The sequence below is a fragment of the Streptococcaceae bacterium ESL0729 genome (genome assembly GCA_029391995.1).
Lineage (GTDB): Bacteria > Bacillota > Bacilli > Lactobacillales > Streptococcaceae > Floricoccus.
In genome coordinates this window covers 1,096,802-1,119,837 of the sequence record CP113924.1, presented here as the reverse complement: position 1 = coordinate 1,119,837, position 23,036 = coordinate 1,096,802, and the positions used below count along the sequence as shown (strand labels likewise).

22 protein-coding genes are annotated in these 23,036 nt (G+C 40.2%); 20 read left to right on the top strand and 2 right to left on the bottom strand.

Features of this window, described 5'->3' with window-relative positions; translation table 11 throughout:
* Positions 1–7: 7 nt before the first annotated feature.
* From OZX68_05610 to OZX68_05590, 5 genes are all read left to right on the top strand, one after another.
* Positions 8–451, top strand: coding sequence for a DUF3290 domain-containing protein (locus tag OZX68_05610; GenBank protein ID WEV60401.1), 444 nt, complete (start codon positions 8–10; stop codon positions 449–451).
* 8 nt (positions 452–459) lie between these two features.
* Positions 460–1,107: a DUF421 domain-containing protein gene (locus OZX68_05605; GenBank protein WEV60400.1), complete on the top strand. Its 648-nt coding sequence runs from the start codon at positions 460–462 to the stop codon at positions 1,105–1,107.
* Positions 1,108–1,240: 133 nt separating this feature from the next.
* The gene (locus OZX68_05600; protein ID WEV60399.1) at positions 1,241–1,723 is read left to right on the top strand and encodes a ferrous iron transport protein A; all 483 of its coding nucleotides are present in this window, start codon (positions 1,241–1,243) and stop codon (positions 1,721–1,723) included.
* Entirely contained in the window at positions 1,723–3,849 is a 2,127-nt protein-coding gene (gene feoB / locus OZX68_05595; GenBank protein WEV60398.1) for a ferrous iron transport protein B, read from the top strand. Before OZX68_05600 ends, feoB begins: the two co-directional genes overlap by 1 nt.
* Positions 3,850–3,851: 2 nt before the next feature.
* Complete coding sequence (locus tag OZX68_05590) at positions 3,852–4,004, top strand: FeoB-associated Cys-rich membrane protein (GenBank protein WEV61384.1); 153 nt, start codon at positions 3,852–3,854, stop codon at positions 4,002–4,004.
* Between the two features lie 23 nt (positions 4,005–4,027).
* Here OZX68_05590 and mnmE read toward each other — a convergent pair whose 3' ends face one another.
* On the bottom strand, positions 4,028–5,395 hold the full coding sequence (gene mnmE / locus OZX68_05585) for a tRNA uridine-5-carboxymethylaminomethyl(34) synthesis GTPase MnmE (protein WEV60397.1): 1,368 nt from the start codon (positions 5,393–5,395) through the stop codon (positions 4,028–4,030).
* A gap of 394 nt (positions 5,396–5,789) precedes the next feature.
* Here mnmE and OZX68_05580 point away from each other — a divergent pair, with 394 nt between their 5' ends.
* The 4 genes from OZX68_05580 to OZX68_05565 all read left to right on the top strand — a co-directional run bounded on the left by OZX68_05580 (position 5,790) and on the right by OZX68_05565 (position 8,610).
* The gene (locus OZX68_05580; GenBank protein ID WEV60396.1) at positions 5,790–6,548 is read left to right on the top strand and encodes a threonine/serine exporter family protein; all 759 of its coding nucleotides are present in this window, start codon (positions 5,790–5,792) and stop codon (positions 6,546–6,548) included.
* A gap of 27 nt (positions 6,549–6,575) precedes the next feature.
* The gene (locus OZX68_05575) at positions 6,576–7,046 is read left to right on the top strand and encodes a threonine/serine exporter family protein (GenBank protein ID WEV60395.1); all 471 of its coding nucleotides are present in this window, start codon (positions 6,576–6,578) and stop codon (positions 7,044–7,046) included.
* A 64-nt stretch (positions 7,047–7,110) separates the two neighbouring features.
* Positions 7,111–7,785, top strand: coding sequence for a ribose-5-phosphate isomerase RpiA (gene rpiA / locus OZX68_05570; GenBank protein WEV60394.1), 675 nt, complete (start codon positions 7,111–7,113; stop codon positions 7,783–7,785).
* Between the two features lie 72 nt (positions 7,786–7,857).
* Complete coding sequence (locus OZX68_05565; GenBank protein WEV60393.1) at positions 7,858–8,610, top strand: formate/nitrite transporter family protein; 753 nt, start codon at positions 7,858–7,860, stop codon at positions 8,608–8,610.
* A gap of 19 nt (positions 8,611–8,629) precedes the next feature.
* Here the strand turns inward: OZX68_05565 and OZX68_05560 are convergent, their stop codons facing one another.
* Positions 8,630–9,088, bottom strand: coding sequence for an NUDIX hydrolase (locus OZX68_05560; GenBank protein WEV60392.1), 459 nt, complete (start codon positions 9,086–9,088; stop codon positions 8,630–8,632).
* A gap of 132 nt (positions 9,089–9,220) precedes the next feature.
* Between OZX68_05560 and mreC the strand changes: the two genes are divergently transcribed.
* From mreC to OZX68_05505, 11 genes are all read left to right on the top strand, one after another.
* Positions 9,221–10,078: a rod shape-determining protein MreC gene (gene mreC, locus OZX68_05555; protein WEV60391.1), complete on the top strand. Its 858-nt coding sequence runs from the start codon at positions 9,221–9,223 to the stop codon at positions 10,076–10,078.
* Entirely contained in the window at positions 10,079–10,594 is a 516-nt protein-coding gene (mreD, locus tag OZX68_05550; protein ID WEV60390.1) for a rod shape-determining protein MreD, read from the top strand. It abuts the gene before it with no gap.
* A gap of 197 nt (positions 10,595–10,791) precedes the next feature.
* Positions 10,792–12,081, top strand: a complete 1,290-nt coding sequence (locus tag OZX68_05545) for a CHAP domain-containing protein (protein ID WEV60389.1) — start codon at positions 10,792–10,794, stop codon at positions 12,079–12,081.
* A gap of 101 nt (positions 12,082–12,182) precedes the next feature.
* Positions 12,183–14,018, top strand: a complete 1,836-nt coding sequence (locus OZX68_05540) for an APC family permease (GenBank protein ID WEV60388.1) — start codon at positions 12,183–12,185, stop codon at positions 14,016–14,018.
* A 102-nt stretch (positions 14,019–14,120) separates the two neighbouring features.
* Positions 14,121–15,329: a phosphopentomutase gene (locus OZX68_05535; GenBank protein ID WEV60387.1), complete on the top strand. Its 1,209-nt coding sequence runs from the start codon at positions 14,121–14,123 to the stop codon at positions 15,327–15,329.
* A 54-nt stretch (positions 15,330–15,383) separates the two neighbouring features.
* A complete protein-coding gene (locus OZX68_05530; GenBank protein ID WEV60386.1) occupies positions 15,384–16,199 on the top strand; it encodes a purine-nucleoside phosphorylase in 816 nt (271 codons plus the stop codon).
* Positions 16,200–16,215: 16 nt separating this feature from the next.
* Complete coding sequence (deoD, locus tag OZX68_05525; GenBank protein WEV60385.1) at positions 16,216–16,926, top strand: purine-nucleoside phosphorylase; 711 nt, start codon at positions 16,216–16,218, stop codon at positions 16,924–16,926.
* Between the two features lie 118 nt (positions 16,927–17,044).
* A complete protein-coding gene (locus OZX68_05520; GenBank protein ID WEV60384.1) occupies positions 17,045–17,959 on the top strand; it encodes a magnesium transporter CorA family protein in 915 nt (304 codons plus the stop codon).
* A gap of 99 nt (positions 17,960–18,058) precedes the next feature.
* Positions 18,059–19,729 carry a formate--tetrahydrofolate ligase gene (locus OZX68_05515; protein ID WEV60383.1) on the top strand — a complete coding sequence of 557 codons (1,671 nt, stop codon included), beginning with the start codon at positions 18,059–18,061 and terminating at the stop codon, positions 19,727–19,729.
* Positions 19,730–19,825: 96 nt separating this feature from the next.
* On the top strand, positions 19,826–20,923 hold the full coding sequence (locus OZX68_05510; protein WEV60382.1) for a MupG family TIM beta-alpha barrel fold protein: 1,098 nt from the start codon (positions 19,826–19,828) through the stop codon (positions 20,921–20,923).
* A 113-nt stretch (positions 20,924–21,036) separates the two neighbouring features.
* A complete protein-coding gene (locus OZX68_05505) occupies positions 21,037–22,956 on the top strand; it encodes an acyltransferase family protein (GenBank protein ID WEV60381.1) in 1,920 nt (639 codons plus the stop codon).
* Positions 22,957–23,036 lie beyond the last annotated feature (80 nt).

Genomic DNA, 23,036 nt, shown 5'->3' with positions numbered 1-23,036 from the left:
GGTTTGTATGGTCTTTTACGGGATAAATTTTTTAGAATCACAATCCGGTATTAATTATTATCTTAAGTATTTTTTAGTTTTTGGTTCCTTGATTTTGATGGTTGTCGTGTTTGTGCTTTATATGCGTCACAGGATTCAAACCAAGTACAGGGATTTGGGTATTATTTTTTTTCTAACACTTTTATTCTCTCTAGGGGTTCAGTATTCTGATTACCAGTCCAATCAGCTCAAACATGCACAGTATCCGCAGATGGTGAAATTCGTCCAGGATGTATCGCAAAACAAGAAGGTCAGCACCAGTAAAATATATGTTAATGCAACTCAACTTACTGATGGGGTAATTGTAAGAATTGACGATATCTACTATAAGGTTAGCCTGGCTGCTAGTCAAAAGTTTTACAGTCTGACTGAGGTTGAAGCTACTAATACCAATATTATAATCAAGGACTAGGGGGAAATATGCAACTTTACATTCCAATTATCATCAAACTTTCGCTAGGAATTATTTGTTTGGTGGCCCAAATAAATATGATGGGCAAGGGAAATCTCGCTCCCTCATCAGCCCTTGACCAGGTACAAAACTATGTTCTGGGGGGAATTATTGGAGGGGTCATCTACAATGAGTCAATAACTGTTCTACAGTTTGTTATGGTTTTGATTATTTGGACCCTTTTGGTTTTTATTTTGAAATTTGCCAAAGAGTACAATCGTTATGTTAAATATATTATTGATGGAAGACCAGTCAGCCTTATCCATAATGGTAAGGTTGATGTGACCGAATGCTTGAAGAAGGGGATTTCAGCCAATGAGCTTATGTTTAAGCTAAGGTCAAACGGTATCTATGAGGTCGAAAATGTAAAAAGGGCAGTCCTTGAGCAAAACGGTCAGCTGACCATCACAGAGATTGGTGATGATAATGTTCGCTATCCGATAATTGTTGATGGTCAGGCCAATATGGACGTCTTGGAGCTTATTCATAAGGACCAGGACTGGCTGGAAGCCGAGGTTAAAACTCAAGGTTATACAAGAATTAATGAAATTTATCTGGGGGAGTATGTGTCAAAGGAGGTAAGACTCTTTGCCTATGAGCCCATGCCAGATAAATAAGCAGGAGGGGTTACTGATCCCTCTTTTTTTGTAGTTTTTTACAAATCCTGAGCTTTTTTCTTGACAAATGTAAAATTATATTTACATTTTTTGTGAAATGTGATTTACTTATTATGAAATGAAGGATGAAAATATGAAAACTTTAGATAATTGTATAGTTGGTCAAACTTATTACATTGACCATTTAAAAGTTACCAGTCAAAGTAAGCAGCTACAAAACTTAGGCCTTATTAAGGACAAACAGATTAAAATTTCAAAGATTGAGGGAGAAAATGCCATTGTGCTTTTACAGAACCACAGGCTGGCCCTTGATAAGAAGATTTTAAGTCAGATTGTTGTTAGTGATAGTTTGAATAAGGATTACGAGCTTGCGACCTTGGATGAGTTAGAACCTGGCATGCAGGGGATCGTTGAGCGGGTTGATTCAATTGGAGAGCTTAGAAGAAGGCTTATGGATATGGGAATTACTAGGGGGGTTAAGATTTACGTTAGAAAGATTGCACCCTTAGGAGACCCGATTGAGGTTCATTTAAGGGGCTATGCCCTAAGTCTTAGAAAGTCAGAGGCTCATTTGGTAAGAGTAAAGGTTCTTGATGAATCTAGTGAGGTAAAATAATGACAACCATAGCACTTGCTGGAAATCCCAATAGTGGGAAGACAAGCGTTTTTAACATTTTAACTGGCTCAAGCCAAAGGGTGGGAAACTGGCCTGGAGTTACAGTTGATAAAAAAAGCGGGACCTATAAAAAGGACAAGGTAACGCAAATTCAGGACTTGCCAGGAATTTACTCCCTAAGTCCTTATACGCCTGAGGAGATTGTCTCAAGGGACTATCTTTTAAAGGATAGACCGGATGCTATCTTAAACATTGTTGATGCAACAAATTTGGAGCGGAATCTTTATTTGACCCTTCAGCTTCTGGAAACAGAGATTCCCTTGGTCTTGGGACTTAATATGATGGACGCCCTTAAAAGGGAGAAAAAGGAAATTGACCTTGAAAAATTGTCTTATGGTCTAGGTGTTAAGGTTGTTCCCATGACAGCCATCAAGGGGCGTGGAGTTTTTGAGGCTCTTGAGGTTAGTAAGAAGGCAGAGGCTTGTGAGAGTAGCTTGACCTATGATGCAAGACTTGAAAGTTCACTTGCCGAGCTTGACTTAATCCTCGGTGACTTGCTTCCTTTAAAGGGACGCAAGTGGTATTTAATCAAGATTTTTGAGGGAGACCAGGAGCTTATTGAATCTTTGAAACTTACCAGGGAGCAGGGGGAGGAAATTGCTGAAATTATTGCAATAACTGAGAAAATTTTCCAGGAAGATGCTGAAAGTATTGTAATTAATGAACGCTATGCCCTAATTAATCAGATAACAGAGCTTGCTACAAGCAACAAGTCTGATGACATTCGCTTTAATCTATCCGATAAGATTGACAAATTTGTAACCAATCGCTTCTTGGGTCTACCAATCTTTGCTCTAGTCATGTGGGGTGTTTACTACCTTTCTATCCAGACTGTTGGAACCATGGGTACGGACTGGATAAATGATAATCTATTTGGCGAGATTATTCCCAGCCACTTAGAAGCCTTTATGGGCTACCTGCAAATTGCCGACTGGCTTCAGGACTTGGTCCTAAATGGGATTGTGGCAGGTATTGGTGCCGTTCTTGGTTTCTTGCCCCAGATTGCAGTTCTTTTCTTGTGTTTGGGACTTCTTGAAGATTGCGGCTACATGTCACGTGTGGCCTTTGTCATGGACCGAATCTTTAGGAACTTTGGCCTCTCTGGAAAATCTTTTATTCCTATGCTTATCTCAACAGGGTGCGGGGTTCCTGGGATTATGGCTTCAAGAACCATTGAAAGTGAAAGTGACCGCAGGATTACCATCATGGTCACAACCTTCATGCCCTGTTCGGCCAAGCTTCCAATCATAGCTTTGATTGCTGGTGCCTTCTTCCCAAGTGCTTCTTGGGTTGCTCCCAGTGCCTACTTTTTAGGCATGCTCATGATTATTTTGTCAGGTATTCTCCTTAAAAAGACCAAGATGCTTTCAGGAAAATCAGCTCCCTTTATCATGGAGCTTCCAAACTATCACTTTCCAAGGATTAAGTCAGTCCTTCAGTATAGTTTTGAAAGATCTCTAAGCTTTGTTAAGCGGGCTGGTACCATTATTTTTGTTATGAATATTATTATCTGGTTTACCTCAAGCTACAATTGGCATTTTGAGGCCAGTGAAGAGAATGAGTCAATCCTTGCTAGCCTTGGAAGTATCTTCTCCCCTCTTTTTGCACCATTAGGCTGGGGGAATTGGCAGGCGACTGTGGCTACTATTACAGGGCTTGTTGCCAAGGAAACGGTTGTTGGGACCCTTGGAGTCCTTTATACAGGGGCCAAGGAGACCAGTGAAAATGGTCAGGAATACTGGGTAGCCATGAGGGAGCAGTTTACCCCTCTTGCAGCCTATTCCTTCCTTGCCTTTAATCTCCTTTGTGCTCCGTGTTTTGCGGCCATTGGAGCTATTTACAGGGAGATGGGGGACATGAAATGGACCCTTAGAGCCATCTTTTATCAGACTTGCCTTGCCTATTTGACAAGCTTTGTAATCTATCAGGTGGGGACAAGTTTACTTGTAGGTCACTTAACAGGAGGAGTAGTCTTAGCCCTTCTAATAATTGTAGTCTTTATCTACCTCTTGGTACGTAAACCCAAGTACTTTGGAGGCACACCAAGTCTGGAGGGTGTAAGATGAATATGTCAACTTTAATTTTACTTGTACTAATCTTAGCTGTTTTTGCCCATGCTCTTAGAAAAATTATCAAATCAAAGGGTGCTTGTGAGGACTGTAAATGCTCTTGTCCAACCAAGGTTACTCCAATGAAGGCAGCAAAAAAACCGGGGGAATAATCCTCGGTTTTTACTTTTGTTTACTATTTGCCTAGGCAGAATTGACTAAAGAGGGCTGTGATCAACTCATCAGGGGCAGAGTCACCTGTAATTTCCCCAAGAATTTCCCAGGTTCTAGTCATGTCAACTTGGACCAGATCAACAGGAAGTCCCATATCAAGTCCTTCATTCACAGCTTGAAGGGCTTCAAGGGCCTGCTCAATTAGTGAAATATGACGGGTATTTGAAAGATAGGTTGAATCATATTCAGCAAGTCCTGAGTTCTCAAAGAAGAGCTGGTTGATCTTGTCTTCAATCTTGTCAATATTTTCATCCTTAAGGACTGATATTTCAATGAAATCTTGTGGAAGTTGTTCCTTCTCGATTTGTCCTGGAAGGTCAGTCTTATTTAGGATAACAATACGATTGCTCTCTTGGCTAAGGTCAAGGAGTTGTTTGTCCTGATCACTTAGGGGTTCACTGGCGTTTAAAATTAAAAGGACCAGATCAGCTTCTTCCAAAGCCTTTTTCGACTTTTCAACACCAATTTTTTCGACGATATCTTCTGTTTCCCTAATCCCTGCTGTATCAATAAGCTTTAGGGGAACTCCGTTGATATTGGCATACTCTTCAATTACGTCACGGGTGGTACCTGCAATATCGGTAACAATGGCTTTTTCTTCTTGAAGGAGATGATTTAGAAGGCTTGATTTTCCAACATTAGGACGGCCGATGATGGCAGTCTTGATTCCTTCACGAAGGATTTTACCTCTTTTAGCTGTTTTAAGTAGATTGTTTAGGAGACTTTCAAATTCCAAGGTCTTTTCTCGCAGCATTTTTGAGGTTAATTCCTCAACGTCATCATACTCAGGGTAGTCAATGTTAACCTCGACCTGAGCTAGAACCTCAAGGATTTCCTGGCGGGTATTATTGATGAGATTTGAGAGACTTCCGTCAAGCTGTCTGATGGCAAGATCCATAGCCTTATCAGTCTTGGCCCTGATAACATCCATAACGGCCTCAGCTTGAGACAAGTCCACTCGACCATTCAAGAAGGCCCTTTTAGTAAACTCACCAGGTTCAGCCATGCGGGCTCCGTTTCTTAAGAGGGCTTGGAGAATTTCGTTAACAACGGCAATTCCCCCGTGGGTGTTAATCTCAACTACATCTTCTCTAGTGAAGGTGCGTGGAGCCTTCATAAGACCAACGATGACTTCATCAAGAACCCTATCTTGTTCTATGATGTGACCATAGTTCAGGGTATGGCTGGCCGCTTCTTTGAGGTCACTTCCTTTAAAAACTTTACTTATGATGTTAAGGGCATCAGACCCTGACATTCTGACAATTCCAATAGCACCTTCACCCATAGGAGTTGAGATGGCTGCTATGGTATCAAATTCTTTTGTTAGCATACATTTTCCCTTTATTTATTTTGTAGGTGGATTTTCTAAATCTTACTTGCTTAGAAATCCGCAGTAGGTCAATTGTACCTTCTTTTGAATAATTTTTCTATATACTTGCCTCAAGTATCTGATTAAGTGTATATTAAAACCGTAACCATTTGGTCACGGCATATGATAGTAGTTTCCAGCGAGAATTTATTATCTTGCTTAACCCTAATTCGAACGATTATAATATATAATTGAACCCCATCCATAAGTTAATAAATTAAAAAAATTGCTAGAATAATGATATTATAAATTAATACCTTAACAAAGTCAAATGACTTTTTGTTTAAAATTTGCTTTTTTTGTGAAAAAAATGTACAGAAATGCAAGGAAAATAAAAGCTGAAAAAGGAGATAGGATGAATAAAAAAGATACCCTTGCTGTTAATACGGGTCTGATTGCGGGAAGAATTTTAATTGAGGGTGGCTCTGAGATGGAGCGAATTAACAAAACAATAAAAGAGATTGTTAATAAAGCAAGTGATAAGGAGAGTCAAGTCTTCACAAGTTTAACGGCCATCATGGTTGGGGTACAAGATTCATCAACCATGATGTTTGAGCAGGTTGAAGGCCGGGGAATTAATCTTGAAAAAATTTACCAGGTCGATCTTTTAGTCAAAAGCTACCTTAACGATGAGATAAGTCTTGATGACTTATATAAGAAGCTAAAGTATCTGGAGAAAAATATTATTGACTTTTCTTTTGCAACTAAGGTACTTGCTGCGGCAGTCCAAAGTGCTTTTTTGATGATTATTTTTACCCAATCATCGGCCTATCTGGACATGTTTTGGACGGCTTTAACTGGAGCGTGTGGCTATGCCTTGGCTATCACCTTGCACAAGTATACCAACATTCCTTTTATTAGGGAGTTTTTGGGTTCCTTGCTTCTGGGCTACATTGCCCTAATCGGGGTCAGGCTGAATCTTGCTTCTAGCATTAATGATGTAATTATTGGGGCTGTAATGCCTCTTGTACCAGGGGTTTCTATTACCAATTCAATCAGGGACTTGATTGAAGGAAATCTGATATCAGGCATTGAGCGAGGGGTAGAAGCTACCTTGACTATTTTTGCCATTGTCTCAGCCCTAGCCTTAGTTTTGCAACATGTTAACTTTTAATAATCTAGCCAAAAGGAGCTTACTTACATGAATAGTTTTTTAGTTCAAATCGTTTTTTCATATATCGCAACCTTCAGTGCGGCCTTCGTTTTAAATGTTCCAAGGAAGATGCTTAATTTGACTTCAATTACTGGCATGATTGGCTGGCTTTCCTACTGGCTGGTTAAATTAGCCCTTGATAATGGTCTTTTGGCCAATTTTACAGGGGGGCTTATGGTGGGAATAGTGGCCCTAATCTTCTCAAGAAAAACTGGAATTTCGTCAATTATTTTCGCAATACCAGCCCTTATTCCTCTAGTCCCTGGAGCTACGGCCTATCAGTCTCTGATGTTTCAAATATCAGGGCAAACCATCGCAGCCCTTAACAAACTTTTTTTAGTTGTTATGTATGCAGGCTCAATTGCTCTGGGCTATATTTTATCTCAATTTGTAACTGAGCAGTATGTTAGGATTGTTGACGGGGTAACCATGACTGTTAATAATAAGTTTAAAAAGTGAAAATTTAACTTAAAAGAACAGGCTAAGTCAAACTTTAGCCCTGATTATGTGATAAAATATTTTTATGGACGAATTAAAAAAACAAGTCGGCATTGAGGCCGCAAAATTTGTTGAATCGGGAATGGTTGTAGGCCTTGGTACAGGAAGTACGGCTAAGTTTTTTGTGGAGGAACTTGGTCGAAGGATTAAGGAGGAGGGCCTTGATATCACAGGAGTTACAACCTCTAATCTTACCCACCGTTTGGCCAAGGAGCTAGATATTCCCTTAAAATCTATTGACGATGTAGAATATGTTGACCTGACTGTTGATGGTGCAGATGAGGTTGACAGCAATTTTAATGGGATTAAAGGTGGAGGAGCTGCCCTGTTGATGGAAAAAATTGTAGCCAGCTATTCCAAAAATTGCCTGTGGATTGTTGATGAGCAAAAGCTTGTTAATAAGCTTGGAAAATTCCCACTGCCAGTCGAGGTCATTCCATATGGCCATGACCAGCTCATGAGGCGATTTAAAAAACTCGGTTATGAGCCCAAAATAAGGCTAAATATAGACGGAGAATTTTTAATCACAGATACAGGACACTACATAATTGATCTTTATTTGGAGGAGATTTCAAACCCCAAGGAGCTTGCTAGTCTTTTGGATGCAACTGTTGGTGTGGTTGAACATGGCCTTTTTATCAATATGATTGACCAGGTCATTGTTGGGAGTAGGGAAGGAGTAAAAATCCTTAAGGCCTAAACTATCGCTATTTTACTAGAAGCACTTGTATTTTTCCTAGCTGAGATAGGAAAAGAAGGAAGAGGTTGAAGAATGAAATCCCCCGAAGAAATTTTAGGATACATGGCTGATTTGTCAGTAAAAAAGGTGGAAAAACCACTTTTATCAAAGTTTATCTTAGCCTTCATGGGAGGCATGATGATTGCTCTAGGCTATATGTCTTATATCAGGATTGAGTCCCTGGTTGAAGGTGGTGCAGGTACTTTGCTAGCCTCTCTCTTCTTTCCAGTTGGTCTAATTATTATCTTACTGGGTGGTCTTGAGCTTACAACCAGTAACATCATGGTTGTGGCCTATGGTTTTATTATCAAAAAAGTTGGTCTAAGGGAGCTTTTTGCTAATTGGCTTATCATAACTCTTGGTAATATTATTGGTGCAATCTTTGTTGCGGGTGTTTTTGGGATTGGAGCAGGAGTTATGATGGCAGATAGGGTCTATGACATTGCCCTTCATGTGGCAGATTCCAAGCTTACGGCTACACCTACTGCGGCCTTTCTTTCAGGTATCGGCTGTAGTGTACTTGTTGGTATGGCAGCTTTAGTTTCCTTTGGAATCAAGGAGGCTAGCGGAAAGATTTTAGCCATCTGGTTTATCATCTCAACCTTTGTTATTATTGGCTTTCAGCACAGTATCGCAAATTCCTTTATTATTCCTTTTGCCATTATGAATCATGAGGCCAGCTGGCTTGATTTTATCGGTAATTTTGTGCCCGTTTATTTGGGAAATGTGGTCGGGGGTGCAATCTTTGTTGCCTTCTTCTATAGCTTGGGATACAAGAAAAAATAAAAGAGCCTGAGGGCTCTTTTTACATGTTCTTTTCTTGATTACGTTCTCGCCATTCATAAAGCCCCCATTTGTGGCTACCCCTTTTTAATTTTTCAATGGCTGTTTCAAGGGGGAACCAGTAAACCTGATTGAAGTCTTCTAGGGGTGCACTAATGATTTCAAAGTTTGAAACATCATAGATGAAGGCAGGATTGTAGTAGTAGGTGTCCCTATGGCTAGAATAAAAATACTCATCAGCCTGACCCAAGTATTCTCCTAAAAGAGCCTTGCCACCTAGTTCCTCGTGAAGTTCTCGCAATAGAGCTTCCTTGTGATCTTCCCCTGCTTCAATTTCGCCACCAGGTAAAAAAAATGCCCCGTTGGGTGCTTGAACCAGGCAAATTTCTTCCTGTCCCTTAAAGCGACTTACAATTCCGTAAACTCCTAAACGAGTCTCATAAGTCTTGCCTGGTAATTTATCTCCAAAAGTTGGATTCATAAACTTTCTCCTTAAATATGAGTCATATGTAACTGTCATAATTTTACCAAAATTATCAGATAAATACCCAAATAAACACTATAAATTGCCTATGAAATTTGATAAAATAATGGACAGATGTGGAGAAAATAGATGAAAAAATTAAACATAAGTAAATTAATAATTATAAGCCTTTTAATCGTTATTATTGCCATGGGTTCGATAATAATATCTGCAAAAAATTATAAGAGTAATGTTAGACCAAGTCAGATGACTCAGGTTGTTAATGACACGACGGGCGAATTTGATATGCTTCTTTCATCTCCCGGTAAATTTTTAAGGGATCAGTATGTTAGATTGCAAAGTTTTTTAGCAACCTATGAAGAAAATCAGGCCCTCAAAAAGGAAAATTATAGCTTGAACAGTAAGGTGGCTGAAAATGATAGTCTGATGGCTGAAAACAAGGCCCTAAGAGAGGCCTTAGACCTTAAGACAAGCTTGGTTGGCTATCAGGAAAAGACAGCCAATGTTATAAATCGTAATCCATCTTCTTGGAATGATACCTTGATTGTTAACGTAGGCGAGGTTGATGGAATCAAGGAAAACATGGTTGTTATGGCTGATAAGGCGGTTATTGGACGAGTTAGCCAGGTTAATAATACTAGCTCAAAGGTTTCCCTCTTGATTAGTAAGCAAGGTCTTGAAAACAAGATACCTGTACGAATTGGCAGTGAAAATCAGGCTTCTTACGGCCTAATCTCATCTTATGATGATAGCAAAAAAGCCTATATCATGAGCCAGGTTACGGGAAATAATGAAATCAAGGACGGGGATTTAGTCGTAACCAGTGGACTTGGTGGAGACTCACCGCAAGATTTACCAATAGGTAAGGTGGCAGGTAAGAGAAGTAGCTCTGATGGACTTAGCCAGGAAATCTATGTTGAGCCCCTCACTGATTTTTATGATATTAGGGTGGTAAACATTGTTGAAAGAAATAAAGAGGCTGACTAGATGATCAAGGAAAGAATTATTCAATTTTTCATTCCCCTTATTCTTCTTTTGACCATTTTATTTGATGGCCAATTTTCAAATCTCCTTCTTACCCTTTTTAAGTCGACTATCTATCCAGCCTCTCACATCTTTTTGATTCTCCTCATGTATGTTGTCCTTAAAAATTCCTACCTGTACAATGTATTAGTCAGTCTGATTTTGGGAATTATCTATGATAGTTATTTTATTGGAATTATTGGGATTGCAGCCTTAGTCTTTCCTTTGATTGCACTCTTTATCTATCATATTAGGGCAGTTGTTCATACCAATAGATTGACCAGACTTTTTACCCTGATTATAATTATTACGATTTTTGAGATTGTAAGCAATTTGATTGTCTACTTGTTTGGTCTGGGGGATTTGGATTTGATTGGCTTTATTACTCAAACCCTTGCCCCAACTCTTGTCCTTAATATTTTCCTTTGGTATATCCTCCAGTTTCCCCTTGAGCGGATTTTTATCCAAAAAAATAAATAATTTATTTTTGTTGAAATATTTTAGTAATGAGATAACATCAATAATAGTAAGAGAATAGGGTTAAATTATCTGAAAATTAAAATTAGCTAGTAAAGTAAATTACAAAATGACATCTTATGTAACACAAATGTAACATAAGCCAACTTTTATTTTCGTATAATTTGGGGGTAGGTCTAAAAGGAGGACATCAATTAGACATGAAGAAGACAATTTTATCAATCGCATTATTAAGTTCGGTGGCTCTAGCTACTTGTTCATCAAGTGCGTCAGCAGACGACATCGATTCCAAGATCCAACAACAAGACAGTAAAATAAATAATATAAAGTCACAAGAAGATGCAGCAGCAGCTCAGGTGACATCAATTGAAAAAAATATCGCATCAATCAACGAAAAACGTGATGCCCTACAAAAAGAAAATGATAAATTATTAGCTGAATCTCAACAACTTAACAAGGAGATTGCCCAGCTACAAAAAGATATCGCAGAACGTGAAAAAGCTCTTCAAGAGCAAGCACGTAGTGCACAAACAGATAGCAGTGCAACCAGCTATATTTCTGCAGTTGTAAACTCTAAGTCTATTTCTGATGCTGTTAGTCGTGTAACGGCTATGCGTCAAGTTATGGGTGCAAACGATCAGATGATGAAACAGCAACAAGCTGACAAGAAGTCTGTTGAAGAAAAACTAGCAGAAAACGTTGAAAAGAGCGAGCAGGCTCGTAAGAACCAAGCAGAACTTGAAACAACTGCTAAAACTCTGACAACTCAACAGGCAGAACTTAAGGTTGCTCAACTAAATCTAGCAGCTGAACGTGCAACTGCTGAAGGTGAAAAAGAAAGCCTTCTAGCTGAAAAAGCAGAAGCAGAACGTGCAGCAGCAGAAGCAGCGGCAGCTGAAAAAGCTCGTGTTGAGGAGGCAGCAGCTCAAGCAGCCCAGGCAGCTCAAGCTCAAAAAGAGGCTCAAGCGGCAGCAGCAAGTGAAGCTAAGAAACCTCAAGCTTCTAACTCAACAAGCTCAAGCTCAGCGGCTTCTAGCTCAAACAGCACAAGTACGCCAGCTGCAACAGCACCGTCTACACCAGCAGCAACAACGCCTGTAGATACAACACCATCAAATCCTGCACCAACAACACCTGCAGTATCAACACCAAACAAATACTCATCAGCCAATACATACCCATACGGTCAATGTACATGGGGAGTTAAGGGCTTCTTTGGAAGTCGTGTTGGTAACAACTGGGGTAATGCTATTAACTGGCCTGGTACGGCAGCAGCTCTAGGACACTTAGTTGATGGAAACCCAGTTGCAGGTTCAACAATTGCTGTAACAAGTAATCCTGCTTGGGATATGGGATATGGACACGTTTCAGTTGTTCTAGCTGTAAATGGTGGAACAATTACAATTGGAGAAACTAACTACCTAGGTTCACCAGCTTGGCATACAAGGGAAATTCCAGCAAGTTCTGTAATTGCCTTTATCCACGTATAATCAAAAACAAGTAAAAAAAACCATAAAAATTATGGTTTTTTTCTTTTAAAATGTTATCATATATCCTGTATCTAAATTTCAAACTTTAGGAGTTAATTACAATGAAAAAAATAAAAAAGGTTTTAGTTGGAGAGCCCCTAAAATCTACTGATGATGACAGTCATCTGCTCACCAAGCTGCAGGCTCTCGCCATGCTATCTAGTGACGCTTTGTCATCAATAGCCTACGGTACTGAACAGATTGTTCTTGTTCTGATTACCCTATCATCAGCAGCCATTTGGTACAGTATTCCGATTGCTCTTTTGGTCTTGGTGCTTTTAGCCAGCCTTACCTTATCTTACAGGCAGATAATAAAAGCCTATCCACATGGTGGGGGAGCTTATGTTGTATCGTCTGAGAATCTGGGTAATAATGCAGGTCTTGTAGCAGGTGGAAGTCTCTTAATTGACTACATGCTGACAGTTGCGGTTTCTGTTTCGGCTGGAGCTGACGCCATTACAGCTACCATCCCCTTCTTGCACCAGTACAATCTTTTGATTTCAATTGCCCTAGTTTTAATCCTTACGGTCATGAATCTAAGGGGACTTAGGGAGTCGGCAGGATTTTTATTAATCCCTGTTTATACCTTCGTTGCATCAACCATTGTTTTGATTGCTGTTGGAGTCTTCCGAATCTTTACAGGTGGTCTTCCATATCATGCTACAGCTCAGATTGGAACAGCCGTCTCAGGAATTTCAATTGTTATCTTGCTTAAGGCCTTCTCAAGTGGGTCAGCTTCCTTAACAGGAGTTGAGGCCATCTCTAATGCCGTTCCCTTCTTTAAAAAGCCTAAGGCCAAGAATGCAGCAGCAACCCTTGCCATTATGTCATTAATTCTTGGTGTTTTCTTCTCAGGAATTACATTTTTAAACTATTGGCTAGGAGTTACGCCTAAGGTTGGAACAACTGTCCTTTCACAAGTGGCCAAACAGGTCTTTGATTTCACAGGTGGAAACATCCTTTATTATATTTTCCAGATTGCTACAGCCATGATTTTGGCAGTCGCGGCCAATACTGGATTTTCTGCCTTCCCAATGCTTGCTTATAACTTGGCTAAAAACAAGTACATGCCTCATATGTACATGGAAAAAGGTGACCGTCTGGGTTACTCAAATGGTATTTTAAGCCTAGCTATTGGTGCCATTGTTCTTCTTATGATCTTTGATGGTAATACTGAACGTTTGATTCCACTTTATTCGATTGGAGTCTTCGTACCATTTGCTCTTTCGCAAACAGGTATGGTTGTTAAATGGCGTAAGGAATATGGAAATAAATTCCTTAAGCATTCCCTTTCAAATATCATTGGGTCAACCATCTCTTATGCCATCGTACTAATCCTTGTGGCCCTAAGATTTAATGATATCTGGCCCTTCTTCCTTATTCTTCCTGCTCTGATCTATATGTTCTATAGAATTAAGAGGCACTATGTCCATGTGGCAGACGAGCTTCGTCTAACAGAAGATATTAAGGTTGAAGAGTTCAATGGAAATACAGTAATTGTCCTTGTCGGGAATGTAACTCGTGTAGCTGTTGGTGCTATTTCTTACGCCCAGTCTATTGGGGATGAAGTTGTTGCCATGCACGTATCGACCAAGGAAACTAAAGAAAAGGATGAAGAGATTAAGGCTGAATTCAGGGAATACTTCCCAGACATGCGTTTTTCAGTTGTTGAATCAAGTTACAGGGACGTTGTAAAACCTGTCGTTCGTTATGTTGATTTGGTAAGTAAGGCCGCTCAGAAAAAGGGAAATACAGTGACTGTTATTGTTCCTCAGTTTGTGCCTAATAAACGTTGGAAGAATATCCTTCATAATCAGATGAGTATCAGGATTCGTTATTATCTTGGCTTCCGTGATAATATTGTGGTCTCAACCTACAGTTATCACCTTAAAAAATAATCGACAAGAAGGCCCCTGGGTCTTCTTTTTTTACCTAGATTGATACTAATTGCAGGCTAAATATGGTAAAATAGGGCTAGAAAAAATAGCAAGGGAGATAATATGAAATTTAATCGTATTCACCTAGTGGTAATGGATTCAGTCGGTATTGGTGCAGCACCAGATGCCCATGAATTCTTTAACCACGATCAAAATGATACTGAAAGTGATACACTTGGTCACATTGCTGAAAACTTTGATTTAAAGGTTCCAAACATGGAAAAAATCGGGCTTGGAAATATCCCGCGTGATACTCCTTTAAAAGGCGTTCATGCAGTAAAAGATCCAATTGGATATGCGACAAAGCTTGAAGAAATCTCACGTGGAAAAGACACTATGACTGGCCACTGGGAGATTATGGGTCTAAACATCCAAACACCCTTCCGTGTTTTCCCTGAAGGATACCCTGAAGATCTTTTAGAGAAAATCGAAGAATTCTCTGGACGCAAGGTCATTCGTGAGGCCAACCTTCCTTATTCTGGAACACAAGTTATTGAAGACTTTGGACCACGTCAGATGGAAACAGGTGAGCTTATCATCTACACAAGTGCTGACCCAGTACTTCAAATCGCTGCCCACGAAGACGTTATCCCTCTTGATGAACTTTACAAGATCTGTGAGTACGTCCGTGAAATCACTCTGGACGATCCTTATATGATTGGTCGTATCATTGCCCGTCCATATGTAGGAGAGCCTGGAAACTTCACTCGTACAGCTGGACGCCATGACTATGCTCTTAGCCCATTTGGAGAAACAGTCCTTGATATCCTTGATAAAAACGAGGTTCACACTTACTCAGTAGGTAAAATCAATGATATTTTCAACGGAGCAGGAATCAACCACGACATGGGACACACTGCCCATAATATGGCAGGTGTTGATCTTCTTTTAGATACCATTAAATTACCTGAATTTAAGGAAGGGTTCTCATTTACCAACCTTGTTGACTTTGATGCCCTTTACGGCCACCGCCGTGACATCGAAGGTTATGGTCAGGCCATCAATGACTTTGACGCCCGCCTACCTGAAATCATGGATGCCATGCTTGAAGACGACCTTCTTCTTATCACAGCTGACCACGGGAACGACCCAAGCTACGCAGGAACTGACCACACACGTGAGTACGTGCCACTTCTTGCCTACAGCAAGGCCTTCAAGGGTTCAGGCGTTCTTCCAGTCGGAAACTACGCTGATATCTCAGCAACTGTTGCTGAAAACTTTGGTGTGGAACAAACTGAAAACGGAAAAAGCTTCTTAGGCGAGCTTAACTAATAAACTTACACGAGCTAATTATCTAATTTAACTGAATAATTGAAGGGGAAAAAATTGACTAAAACTGTTGCTGAACAAATTAAAGAAACTGTTGACTACCTTAAGGGAATTGGCTTTGGCCAAGCTGACTTTGGCCTAATCCTTGGATCTGGCCTTGGTGACCTTGCTAACGAAATTGAAAACCCAGTCGTTGCAGACTACGCTGATATCCCAAACTTCCCGTCATCTAAGGTTGCAGGTCATGCTGGAAAACTAGTTTACGGGACTTTAGCTGGTAAAAAAGTTATCGCCATGCAAGGGCGTTTCCACTTCTACGAAGGTCATACCATGCAAACAGTAACTTTACCAGTACGTGTTATGAAATCTTTTGGAGCTGACAACTTAATCGTTACCAATGCTGCTGGTGGAGTGAGCTTTGGTCCTGGAACACTTATGCTGATTAGCGACCACATCAACTTTACAGGTGACAATCCACTAATTGGAGAAAACCTTGATGAGTTTGGCCCACGCTTCCCTGACATGTCAGAAGCTTATTCTAGGGCCTACCGCGAAGTTGCTAAAAAAATTGGAGCAGAGCGTGGCATTACTCTTTCTGAAGGAGTATACATGGGATTCTCTGGTCCAACCTATGAAACTCCAGCTGAAATCCGTATGGCAGAAGTAATTGGAGCTGACGCTGTTGGTATGTCAACAGTACCAGAGGTAATTGTTGCCAAACATTCTGGTATGAATGTTCTTGGAATTTCAGCCATTACTAACCATGCTGCTGGTAAACAGGCAGAACTTAACCACGAGGAAGTAGTAGAGGTTACCACTCGTATTAAAGCTGACTTCCAGGAATTTGTTAAGTCAATCCTTGCAGCCCTTTAATCGGAGGAGTTAAATAATGTCAATTCATATTGAAGCTAAAAAAGGCGAAATCGCTGACAAAATCCTTCTTCCAGGGGACCCACTTCGTGCCAAATTTATAGCCGAAAACTTCCTTGAAGACGTGGTTCAATTTAACAATGTCCGTGGAATGCTTGGTTTCACTGGAACTTACAAGGGTCACCGTGTAAGTGTTATGGGAACAGGGATGGGGATTCCATCAATTTCAATCTATGCTCATGAGTTAATTACCGAGTATGATGTGAAAAAACTTATTCGTGTGGGAACGGCTGGAGCTCTTTCAAAAGAAGTTCACATCCGTGATATGGTCTTAGCCCAAGCTGCTGCTACCATGTCAAGCTTTGTCAGAAATGATTGGCCTGAGTACGATTTCCCGCAAATCGCAGACTTTGACCTCCTCGATAAGGCCTACCACATTGCTCGTGACCTAGACATGACAACTCACGTTGGATCTGTCCTTTCAACAGACATGTTTTATAGCGACTTCTATGAAAAGAATGTTAAGCTTGGTACCATGGGTGTTAAGGCAGTTGAGATGGAAGCTGCAGCTCTTTACTATTTGGGAGCTAAGTACGGGGTTCAGACCCTCGGAATTATGACTATTTCTGATAGCTTAGTTAACGATGAGCCTGATACAACTGCAAGTGAGCGTGAAACAACATTTACTAACATGATGACTGTAGGTCTTGAAACCTTAATTGCAGAATAAAATGAATGAGCTTGGGACCTTATGGTCCAGGCTTTTTTCTTTTATAAAAGAATGCGATTAAAGTATAAAAAAGCCAGTCTTTTAGGTATAATGGGAGATAGCACAAAGGAGATAGTAGATGATTAAAAGGACTTTATTTAACGACAATAGGGCCACCTGGATTGATATTCAGGCTGACGGGATGGATGAGGGGCTTATGGCTAAGCTCTACAAGGAATATGATATTGATGAGGAGATTCTTATGTACTCCTTGGATAAGAATGAACGAGCCCGTATTGAGTATAATGATAAGACAAAGACGCTTGTTCTCATCTATAATGTCATCAATTCTGATAAGACAGACAACCATTATGAAACTATCCCCATGGTCTTTTTGGTTAAAAATAATAGTCTTGTGACCCTTTCTAATCTAAAAAATAAGTACATTGGGCGAAGGATGAACATGTATCTTGAGGATTACCCTCACGTTTCCCTCTTTAAATTCCTTTTTGCCAGTCTTTTTATGGTATCTGAGGCCTTTTTCCCCTTAATTGAAGAGATGGATAATGACCGCAGGCGGCTGAATGATAAGATCAGGGAGAAAACAACCAAAAGAAATCTTTTTGCCCTATCTGACTTGGAAACAAGTTTGGTTTATTTGATGTCAGCATCAAGGCAGAATGTTGTCCTCTTGGAGCAGTTAAGGGCCCATGCGGTTTTTAGAACCCTCAATGAATTTGAAAAGGAGCAATTTGAAGATGCCCTAATTGAGGCTAAGCAACTGGTTGAGATGACCAAGATTATTTCTGAGATTTTGCGGCAGCTTTCAGGTACCTACAATAATATCTTGAATAATAATCTGAATGATACCATGAAGATTTTGACAATCTTATCGATTCTTTTAACTATTCCAACCATTATTACAGGCTTTTTTGGGATGAACATGCCCCTGCCTCTTGAGGATAATCCTATGGGCTGGCTTATAACCATAGGGATTAGCATTGGTGTATGGTTTGCCCTCTTGTGGATTTTGAATAAAATCATGGAAAGATAAAAACGAACGTTAAAGCTCTTTATTACAGTAAATAGCTATTTTTTAGGGAAAAATACTAATTTTTTTGGTAAAATAAGGAAAAAGATTAAGGAGATGGTAATGGTAAAGACAGATATTGAGATTGCTCAGGAGCAGGATTTAGCTCCAATTATGGAGATTTCAGAAAGGGCTGGTTTCCTAGATGAGGAAATCGAGCAGTATGGTAAGTATAAGGCTAAGGTTTCTTTGGCTGCCTTAAAACGCATGTCTGACAAGGAAGATGGGAAGCTAATTTTGATTACAGCCATCAGTCCGACTCCTGCTGGTGAAGGAAAGTCAACAGTTACCATTGGTCTGGCTGATGCCTTGAACCGTAATGGCCATTCAACCATGATTGCCCTACGTGAGCCGTCTCTTGGCCCTGTTATGGGAATTAAGGGGGGAGCTGCCGGAGGTGGGTATGCCCAGGTTCTACCCATGGAAGATATTAACCTTCACTTTACAGGGGACATTCATGCCATCACAACAGCAAACAACGCTATTGCGGCCCTTTTAGACAATCACATCCACCAGGGAAATGAGCTAAATATTGATGCTAGACGGGTTATCTGGAAGCGTGTTGTTGACCTTAATGACCGTGAGCTTCGTCATATTATCGCAGGCCTTGGCAGTCCAATTAATGGGGTGCCTCGTGAGGACGGCTTTGATATTACAGTTGCCAGTGAGATTATGGCTGTTCTTTGCCTTGCGACAAGTATCGATGATTTGAAAGAACGTCTTTCAAGGATTGTTGTTGCCTATACCTATGACAGGAAACCGATATTTGTCGGTGACCTTCAAATTGAAGGAGCAATCACAGTTCTTCTAAAGGATGCCATTAAACCTAATCTGGTTCAGACCATTGAGAAAACACCAGCCTTAATTCACGGGGGACCATTTGCTAATATTGCCCACGGCTGTAACTCAGTTCTTGCAACTCGTTTGGCCCTTAAGGCTGCTGATTATGTTGTGACTGAAGCAGGTTTTGGAGCAGACCTTGGCGGGGAAAAATTCCTTGACATTACCAGTCGTGAGCTTCCAAAAAACCCTGATGCAGTCGTAATTGTAGCTACTGTTCGTGCCCTTAAAATGCACGGGGGTGTGGCCAAGGACAAGCTTTCTGAAGAAAATATTGAAGCCCTAAAAGCAGGATTTGCCAACCTAAATAAACATATTGATAATATTTCATCTTACGGTCTACCAGTTGTCGTTGCCATCAATGAATTTGTAACAGATACAGAAGGTGAAATTAAGGCTCTGACTGAACTTCTTGATCAAAAGGGAGTTCCATCAAGCTTGACTAGCGTTTGGGCTAATGGAGGAGCAGGTGGTCTTGATCTTGCCACTAAGGTAGCCCAGGCCAGCCAAAGTGAAAGTGATTTTAGCTATCTTTACGACCTAGACCTTCCCATCAAGGAGAAGATTGAAAGGATTGCTAAAAATATCTACGGGGCAAAATCAGTTAACTTTGATAAAAAAGCTCTCAATCAAATCCGTGATTTTGAGAAAAATGGTTGGGATAAAATGCCTATCTGTATGGCCAAGACCCAGTATTCATTCTCTGACAATCCAAATCTATTAGGGGCACCTAGTGACTTTGAGATTACCATTCGTGAACTTATTCCAAAACTTGGAGCAGGATTTATTGTAGCTCTAACGGGTGCAATCATGACCATGCCAGGCCTTCCTAAAAAGCCTGCAGCCCTTAAGATGGATGTTGATTCAGAAGGAAATATTAGCGGTCTTTTCTAAAAAATTAAGCACCAGTAAAAAATTGGCATAGGCCAATTTTTTTGCTATATTGAAACAAAGAGAAAGAAAAATAAGTAAAAAGAAAAAGGAGATATTATGGGGAAATTAGGTATATCCATCTATCCAGATTTGACTAAATTTGATCAGGACAAGGCTTACTTGGATTTGGCTCATTCTTACGGTTTCAAGAGGGTTTTCACCTCTCTTTTAGAGATTGAAGGTGATCAAAAGGAGGTGCTTGATAATTTTAAGGGCATTATCAAGCATGCAAATAGCCTGGGGATGGAGGTCATGGTTGATATCAATCCCAATTTATTTGGTAGGCTAGGTATCTCCTATGATGACCTGTCCTTCTTTGCAGACCTTGGTGCTTGGGGCATAAGGCTTGACCTTGGTTTTACAGGGATTGAAGAAGCTAGAATGACTAGAAATCCTTATGGCCTTAAAATTGAGATAAACATGAGTTCAGGGACCAACTATCTTGATAATATAATGAGTTATTCGCCAAATCCAGAAAATTTACTGGGAAGCCATAATTTTTATCCCATGAGATACTCAGGGCTTAGCCTGGATCATTTTCTTCAAACCACTGAAAAATTCACTCAAAATAATATCAATACTATGGCCTTTATCAATTCTCAAGGGGCTGAGTTTGGTCCCTGGCCCTATAATGATGGTCTAGTGACCCTTGAGATGCATAGGGATTTGAGCCTGGCCAATCAGATTCAGCACTTGAAGCTTTTAGGAGGGATTGATGATATCATCATTGCCAATTGCTATGCCAGTGAGGAGGAGCTTATAGAGGCTTCAAGGGTTTTCAATCAGCTTAAGCCAACCTTGAGGGTGGTGACAGGTGCTGAAATCACTGAAAATGAGAGAAAATGCCTTTTTGAGATTGATCATAACTATAGGGGGGATAGGAGTGCCTACATGCTAAGAAGCACCCTGACTAGGATTATCTTTAGGGATTCAGCCTTTTATCCCCATGATAATGGGCGTGATATTAAAAGGGGAGATATACTTATCGGTAATGATCTTTTTGGTCAATATAAGGGGGAAACTCAGATTGCCCTAGCTCCCATGGATAATAGTGGCGAGAAGAATATTGTCGGCCATATTTATAAGGATGACCTCTTTCTCCTTGAATATCTAAAGCCCTGGACAGATTTTGACTTTGAAGAGGTCCTTAATTAGGGCTTATAATCTCAATTTGACAAGCCATTTTATAAAAATTATAATAAACTGGTGTGTGTCCGATAAAGGATACGAATATGGGTTAATTTAATTATAGATAATGGAATGTTGGCATGAAAAATAATAAAATAAGTTGGTTTTCTTTAATCAGGGTTTTGGGCCTTGTAATGGTCCTTTTTTACCATTTTTTTAAGAATCTTCTACCGGGTGGATTTATAGGGGTTGACATCTTCTTTGTCTTCTCGGGATATTTGATAACTTGTTTGGCCCTGAGGGAACTTTTAGAAGATAATAATTTCCAGCTTGTAAGCTACCTGAAGCGGCGATTTTTAAGGATTTATCCTCCATTATTGTTAATGGTTGTGACGACCTTACCCTTAAGTCTTCTGCTTCCTGGTGAGTACCGGGCAAATATTGGTAACCAGGCCATGGCTGCCCTGGGATTTGTAACTAATATTTTTGAGATAAAATCAGGTTCTTCCTATGAAAGCCAATTTTTCCCTCATTTTTACGTCCATACCTGGACCCTATCCCTTGAATTTTTATTTTACCTGACCTTTGGTCTAGGTTTTTGGTTCCTAACATCTCTTTTAAAGAAGAAGAAAAAGGGCGGAAAAATTCTTAATGAAATGAAGTTTATGATTCTACTGGTATCGATTATCGGTATTTTAGTAAGTATCATAAGCTTGCAAGTTTCTTATGATCCAGCCAACCCAAGTGCAACTTACTACGGGGGGCTTAGTCATTTTTATCCCTTCTTTATTGGGTCTTTGACTGCCGTTTTCTACGGTATCCATCTGACTGAAGGCCAAAAGAAGAGCATTGCAAAATTCAATAGGAAGAAAGTCTTCCTTCTTATGCTTGCATCTATTGGTGGCCTGATAATCCTAGCCAAGACCTTAACATTTGCGACAACCTTTACCTTTAGGGGTGGATTGATCCTTACTTCATTTTTAACGGCACTTTTGATTATCACAACAAGGATTCTAAATCTTTTAGGCAAGGAGCGGAAGTTTACCTTCTTTAGCTACCTGGCAGATATTTCTTACTCAGTCTACTTATGGCACTGGCCCCTATGGATTGTAATATCTTATTTCCTTAAAAGTGAGCTTCTGGCAGGACTTGTGAGCTTACTTGTGACGGTTGCTATTTCAACCTTTGTTTACTACTTTGTTGAAGCTTGGATTCACGGTAAGAAGCTTGAGCAGTTTTTAAGCCTATGGAAGAAGCCAGTCCTTAGGTATGTGAGCCTAGCTTCCTTGACCCTCATCCTTGTGGGAGATGTCTTTACAGCTGTAACAGCCAAGCCAATATCAGACCTTGAGGCTTCCGTTAATGCAGGTGAGCTTGTCCAAACAACCAATAAAATTAAGGATATTGGACGGGCTGGTATCCAGCTTGACACGATTTTTTCAAGTATCTACCAGACCAGTGACTTTAATAACCCAGCAAGTGGCCTTATTTCAGATACGGAGATTGTTGAAAAGAATGCTAAGTATTCTGACTATGCGATTGCAAGTAGTGATATCAAGGGTGGTGTGACCCTCATTGGGGACTCGGTTATGCTTGGAGATGCCCAGGAGTTAAGCGACAACATACCTGGTGCCCTGGTTGATGCCAGGGTAAGTAGGAATTACAAGGCAGGAGAGGAGCTCTTTGAGAGCCTCCTTAAGGAAGGTAAGCTCGGTAAGTACGTTGTTATTGGTCTTGGAACCAATCCCATGGGCGGTAGTGAACCTGAATACATCAACAAGATTATTGATGCCCTACCTGAAGGTAGTCGCCTGGTCTTCATTATTCCCTACAATGCCAAAAATCCAACAGATGTTTTGATTAATACGCAAAACTATTTGAGGAGCCTACCTGAAAAGTATGATTTTGTAACTATTTATGACTGGCCAGATGATGCTAAAAATTATATTAATGAGCTTGAAGATGGAATCCATCTGGTTTACGGTAAAAACCTAAGAAGAGTTTATACAAGTGGCCTCATTAAGAGCCTGAACAAGGCAGCTAGTCAACCAGCTAAATAAAAATATATGGAAAAATCGATTAATCTAAGATTAGTCGATTCTTTTTATTAGCAAATAAGGCCTTTTGGGGAATACTTTTT

Excerpts from the sequence above, each read along its gene's own strand:
- OZX68_05610 (WEV60401.1), top strand. The coding sequence starts at position 8 with ATGGTCTTTTACGGGATAAATTTTTTAGAATCACAATCCGGTATTAAT.
- OZX68_05605 (WEV60400.1), top strand. The coding sequence starts at position 460 with ATGCAACTTTACATTCCAATTATCATCAAACTTTCGCTAGGAATTATT.
- OZX68_05600 (WEV60399.1), top strand. The coding sequence starts at position 1,241 with ATGAAAACTTTAGATAATTGTATAGTTGGTCAAACTTATTACATTGAC.
- feoB (WEV60398.1), top strand. The coding sequence starts at position 1,723 with ATGACAACCATAGCACTTGCTGGAAATCCCAATAGTGGGAAGACAAGC.
- OZX68_05590 (WEV61384.1), top strand. The coding sequence starts at position 3,852 with ATGTCAACTTTAATTTTACTTGTACTAATCTTAGCTGTTTTTGCCCAT.
- mnmE (WEV60397.1), bottom strand. The coding sequence starts at position 5,395 with ATGCTAACAAAAGAATTTGATACCATAGCAGCCATCTCAACTCCTATG.
- OZX68_05580 (WEV60396.1), top strand. The coding sequence starts at position 5,790 with ATGAATAAAAAAGATACCCTTGCTGTTAATACGGGTCTGATTGCGGGA.
- OZX68_05575 (WEV60395.1), top strand. The coding sequence starts at position 6,576 with ATGAATAGTTTTTTAGTTCAAATCGTTTTTTCATATATCGCAACCTTC.
- rpiA (WEV60394.1), top strand. The coding sequence starts at position 7,111 with ATGGACGAATTAAAAAAACAAGTCGGCATTGAGGCCGCAAAATTTGTT.
- OZX68_05565 (WEV60393.1), top strand. The coding sequence starts at position 7,858 with ATGAAATCCCCCGAAGAAATTTTAGGATACATGGCTGATTTGTCAGTA.
- OZX68_05560 (WEV60392.1), bottom strand. The coding sequence starts at position 9,088 with ATGAATCCAACTTTTGGAGATAAATTACCAGGCAAGACTTATGAGACT.
- mreC (WEV60391.1), top strand. The coding sequence starts at position 9,221 with ATGAAAAAATTAAACATAAGTAAATTAATAATTATAAGCCTTTTAATC.
- mreD (WEV60390.1), top strand. The coding sequence starts at position 10,079 with ATGATCAAGGAAAGAATTATTCAATTTTTCATTCCCCTTATTCTTCTT.
- OZX68_05545 (WEV60389.1), top strand. The coding sequence starts at position 10,792 with ATGAAGAAGACAATTTTATCAATCGCATTATTAAGTTCGGTGGCTCTA.
- OZX68_05540 (WEV60388.1), top strand. The coding sequence starts at position 12,183 with ATGAAAAAAATAAAAAAGGTTTTAGTTGGAGAGCCCCTAAAATCTACT.
- OZX68_05535 (WEV60387.1), top strand. The coding sequence starts at position 14,121 with ATGAAATTTAATCGTATTCACCTAGTGGTAATGGATTCAGTCGGTATT.
- deoD (WEV60385.1), top strand. The coding sequence starts at position 16,216 with ATGTCAATTCATATTGAAGCTAAAAAAGGCGAAATCGCTGACAAAATC.
- OZX68_05520 (WEV60384.1), top strand. The coding sequence starts at position 17,045 with ATGATTAAAAGGACTTTATTTAACGACAATAGGGCCACCTGGATTGAT.
- OZX68_05515 (WEV60383.1), top strand. The coding sequence starts at position 18,059 with ATGGTAAAGACAGATATTGAGATTGCTCAGGAGCAGGATTTAGCTCCA.
- OZX68_05510 (WEV60382.1), top strand. The coding sequence starts at position 19,826 with ATGGGGAAATTAGGTATATCCATCTATCCAGATTTGACTAAATTTGAT.
- OZX68_05505 (WEV60381.1), top strand. The coding sequence starts at position 21,037 with ATGAAAAATAATAAAATAAGTTGGTTTTCTTTAATCAGGGTTTTGGGC.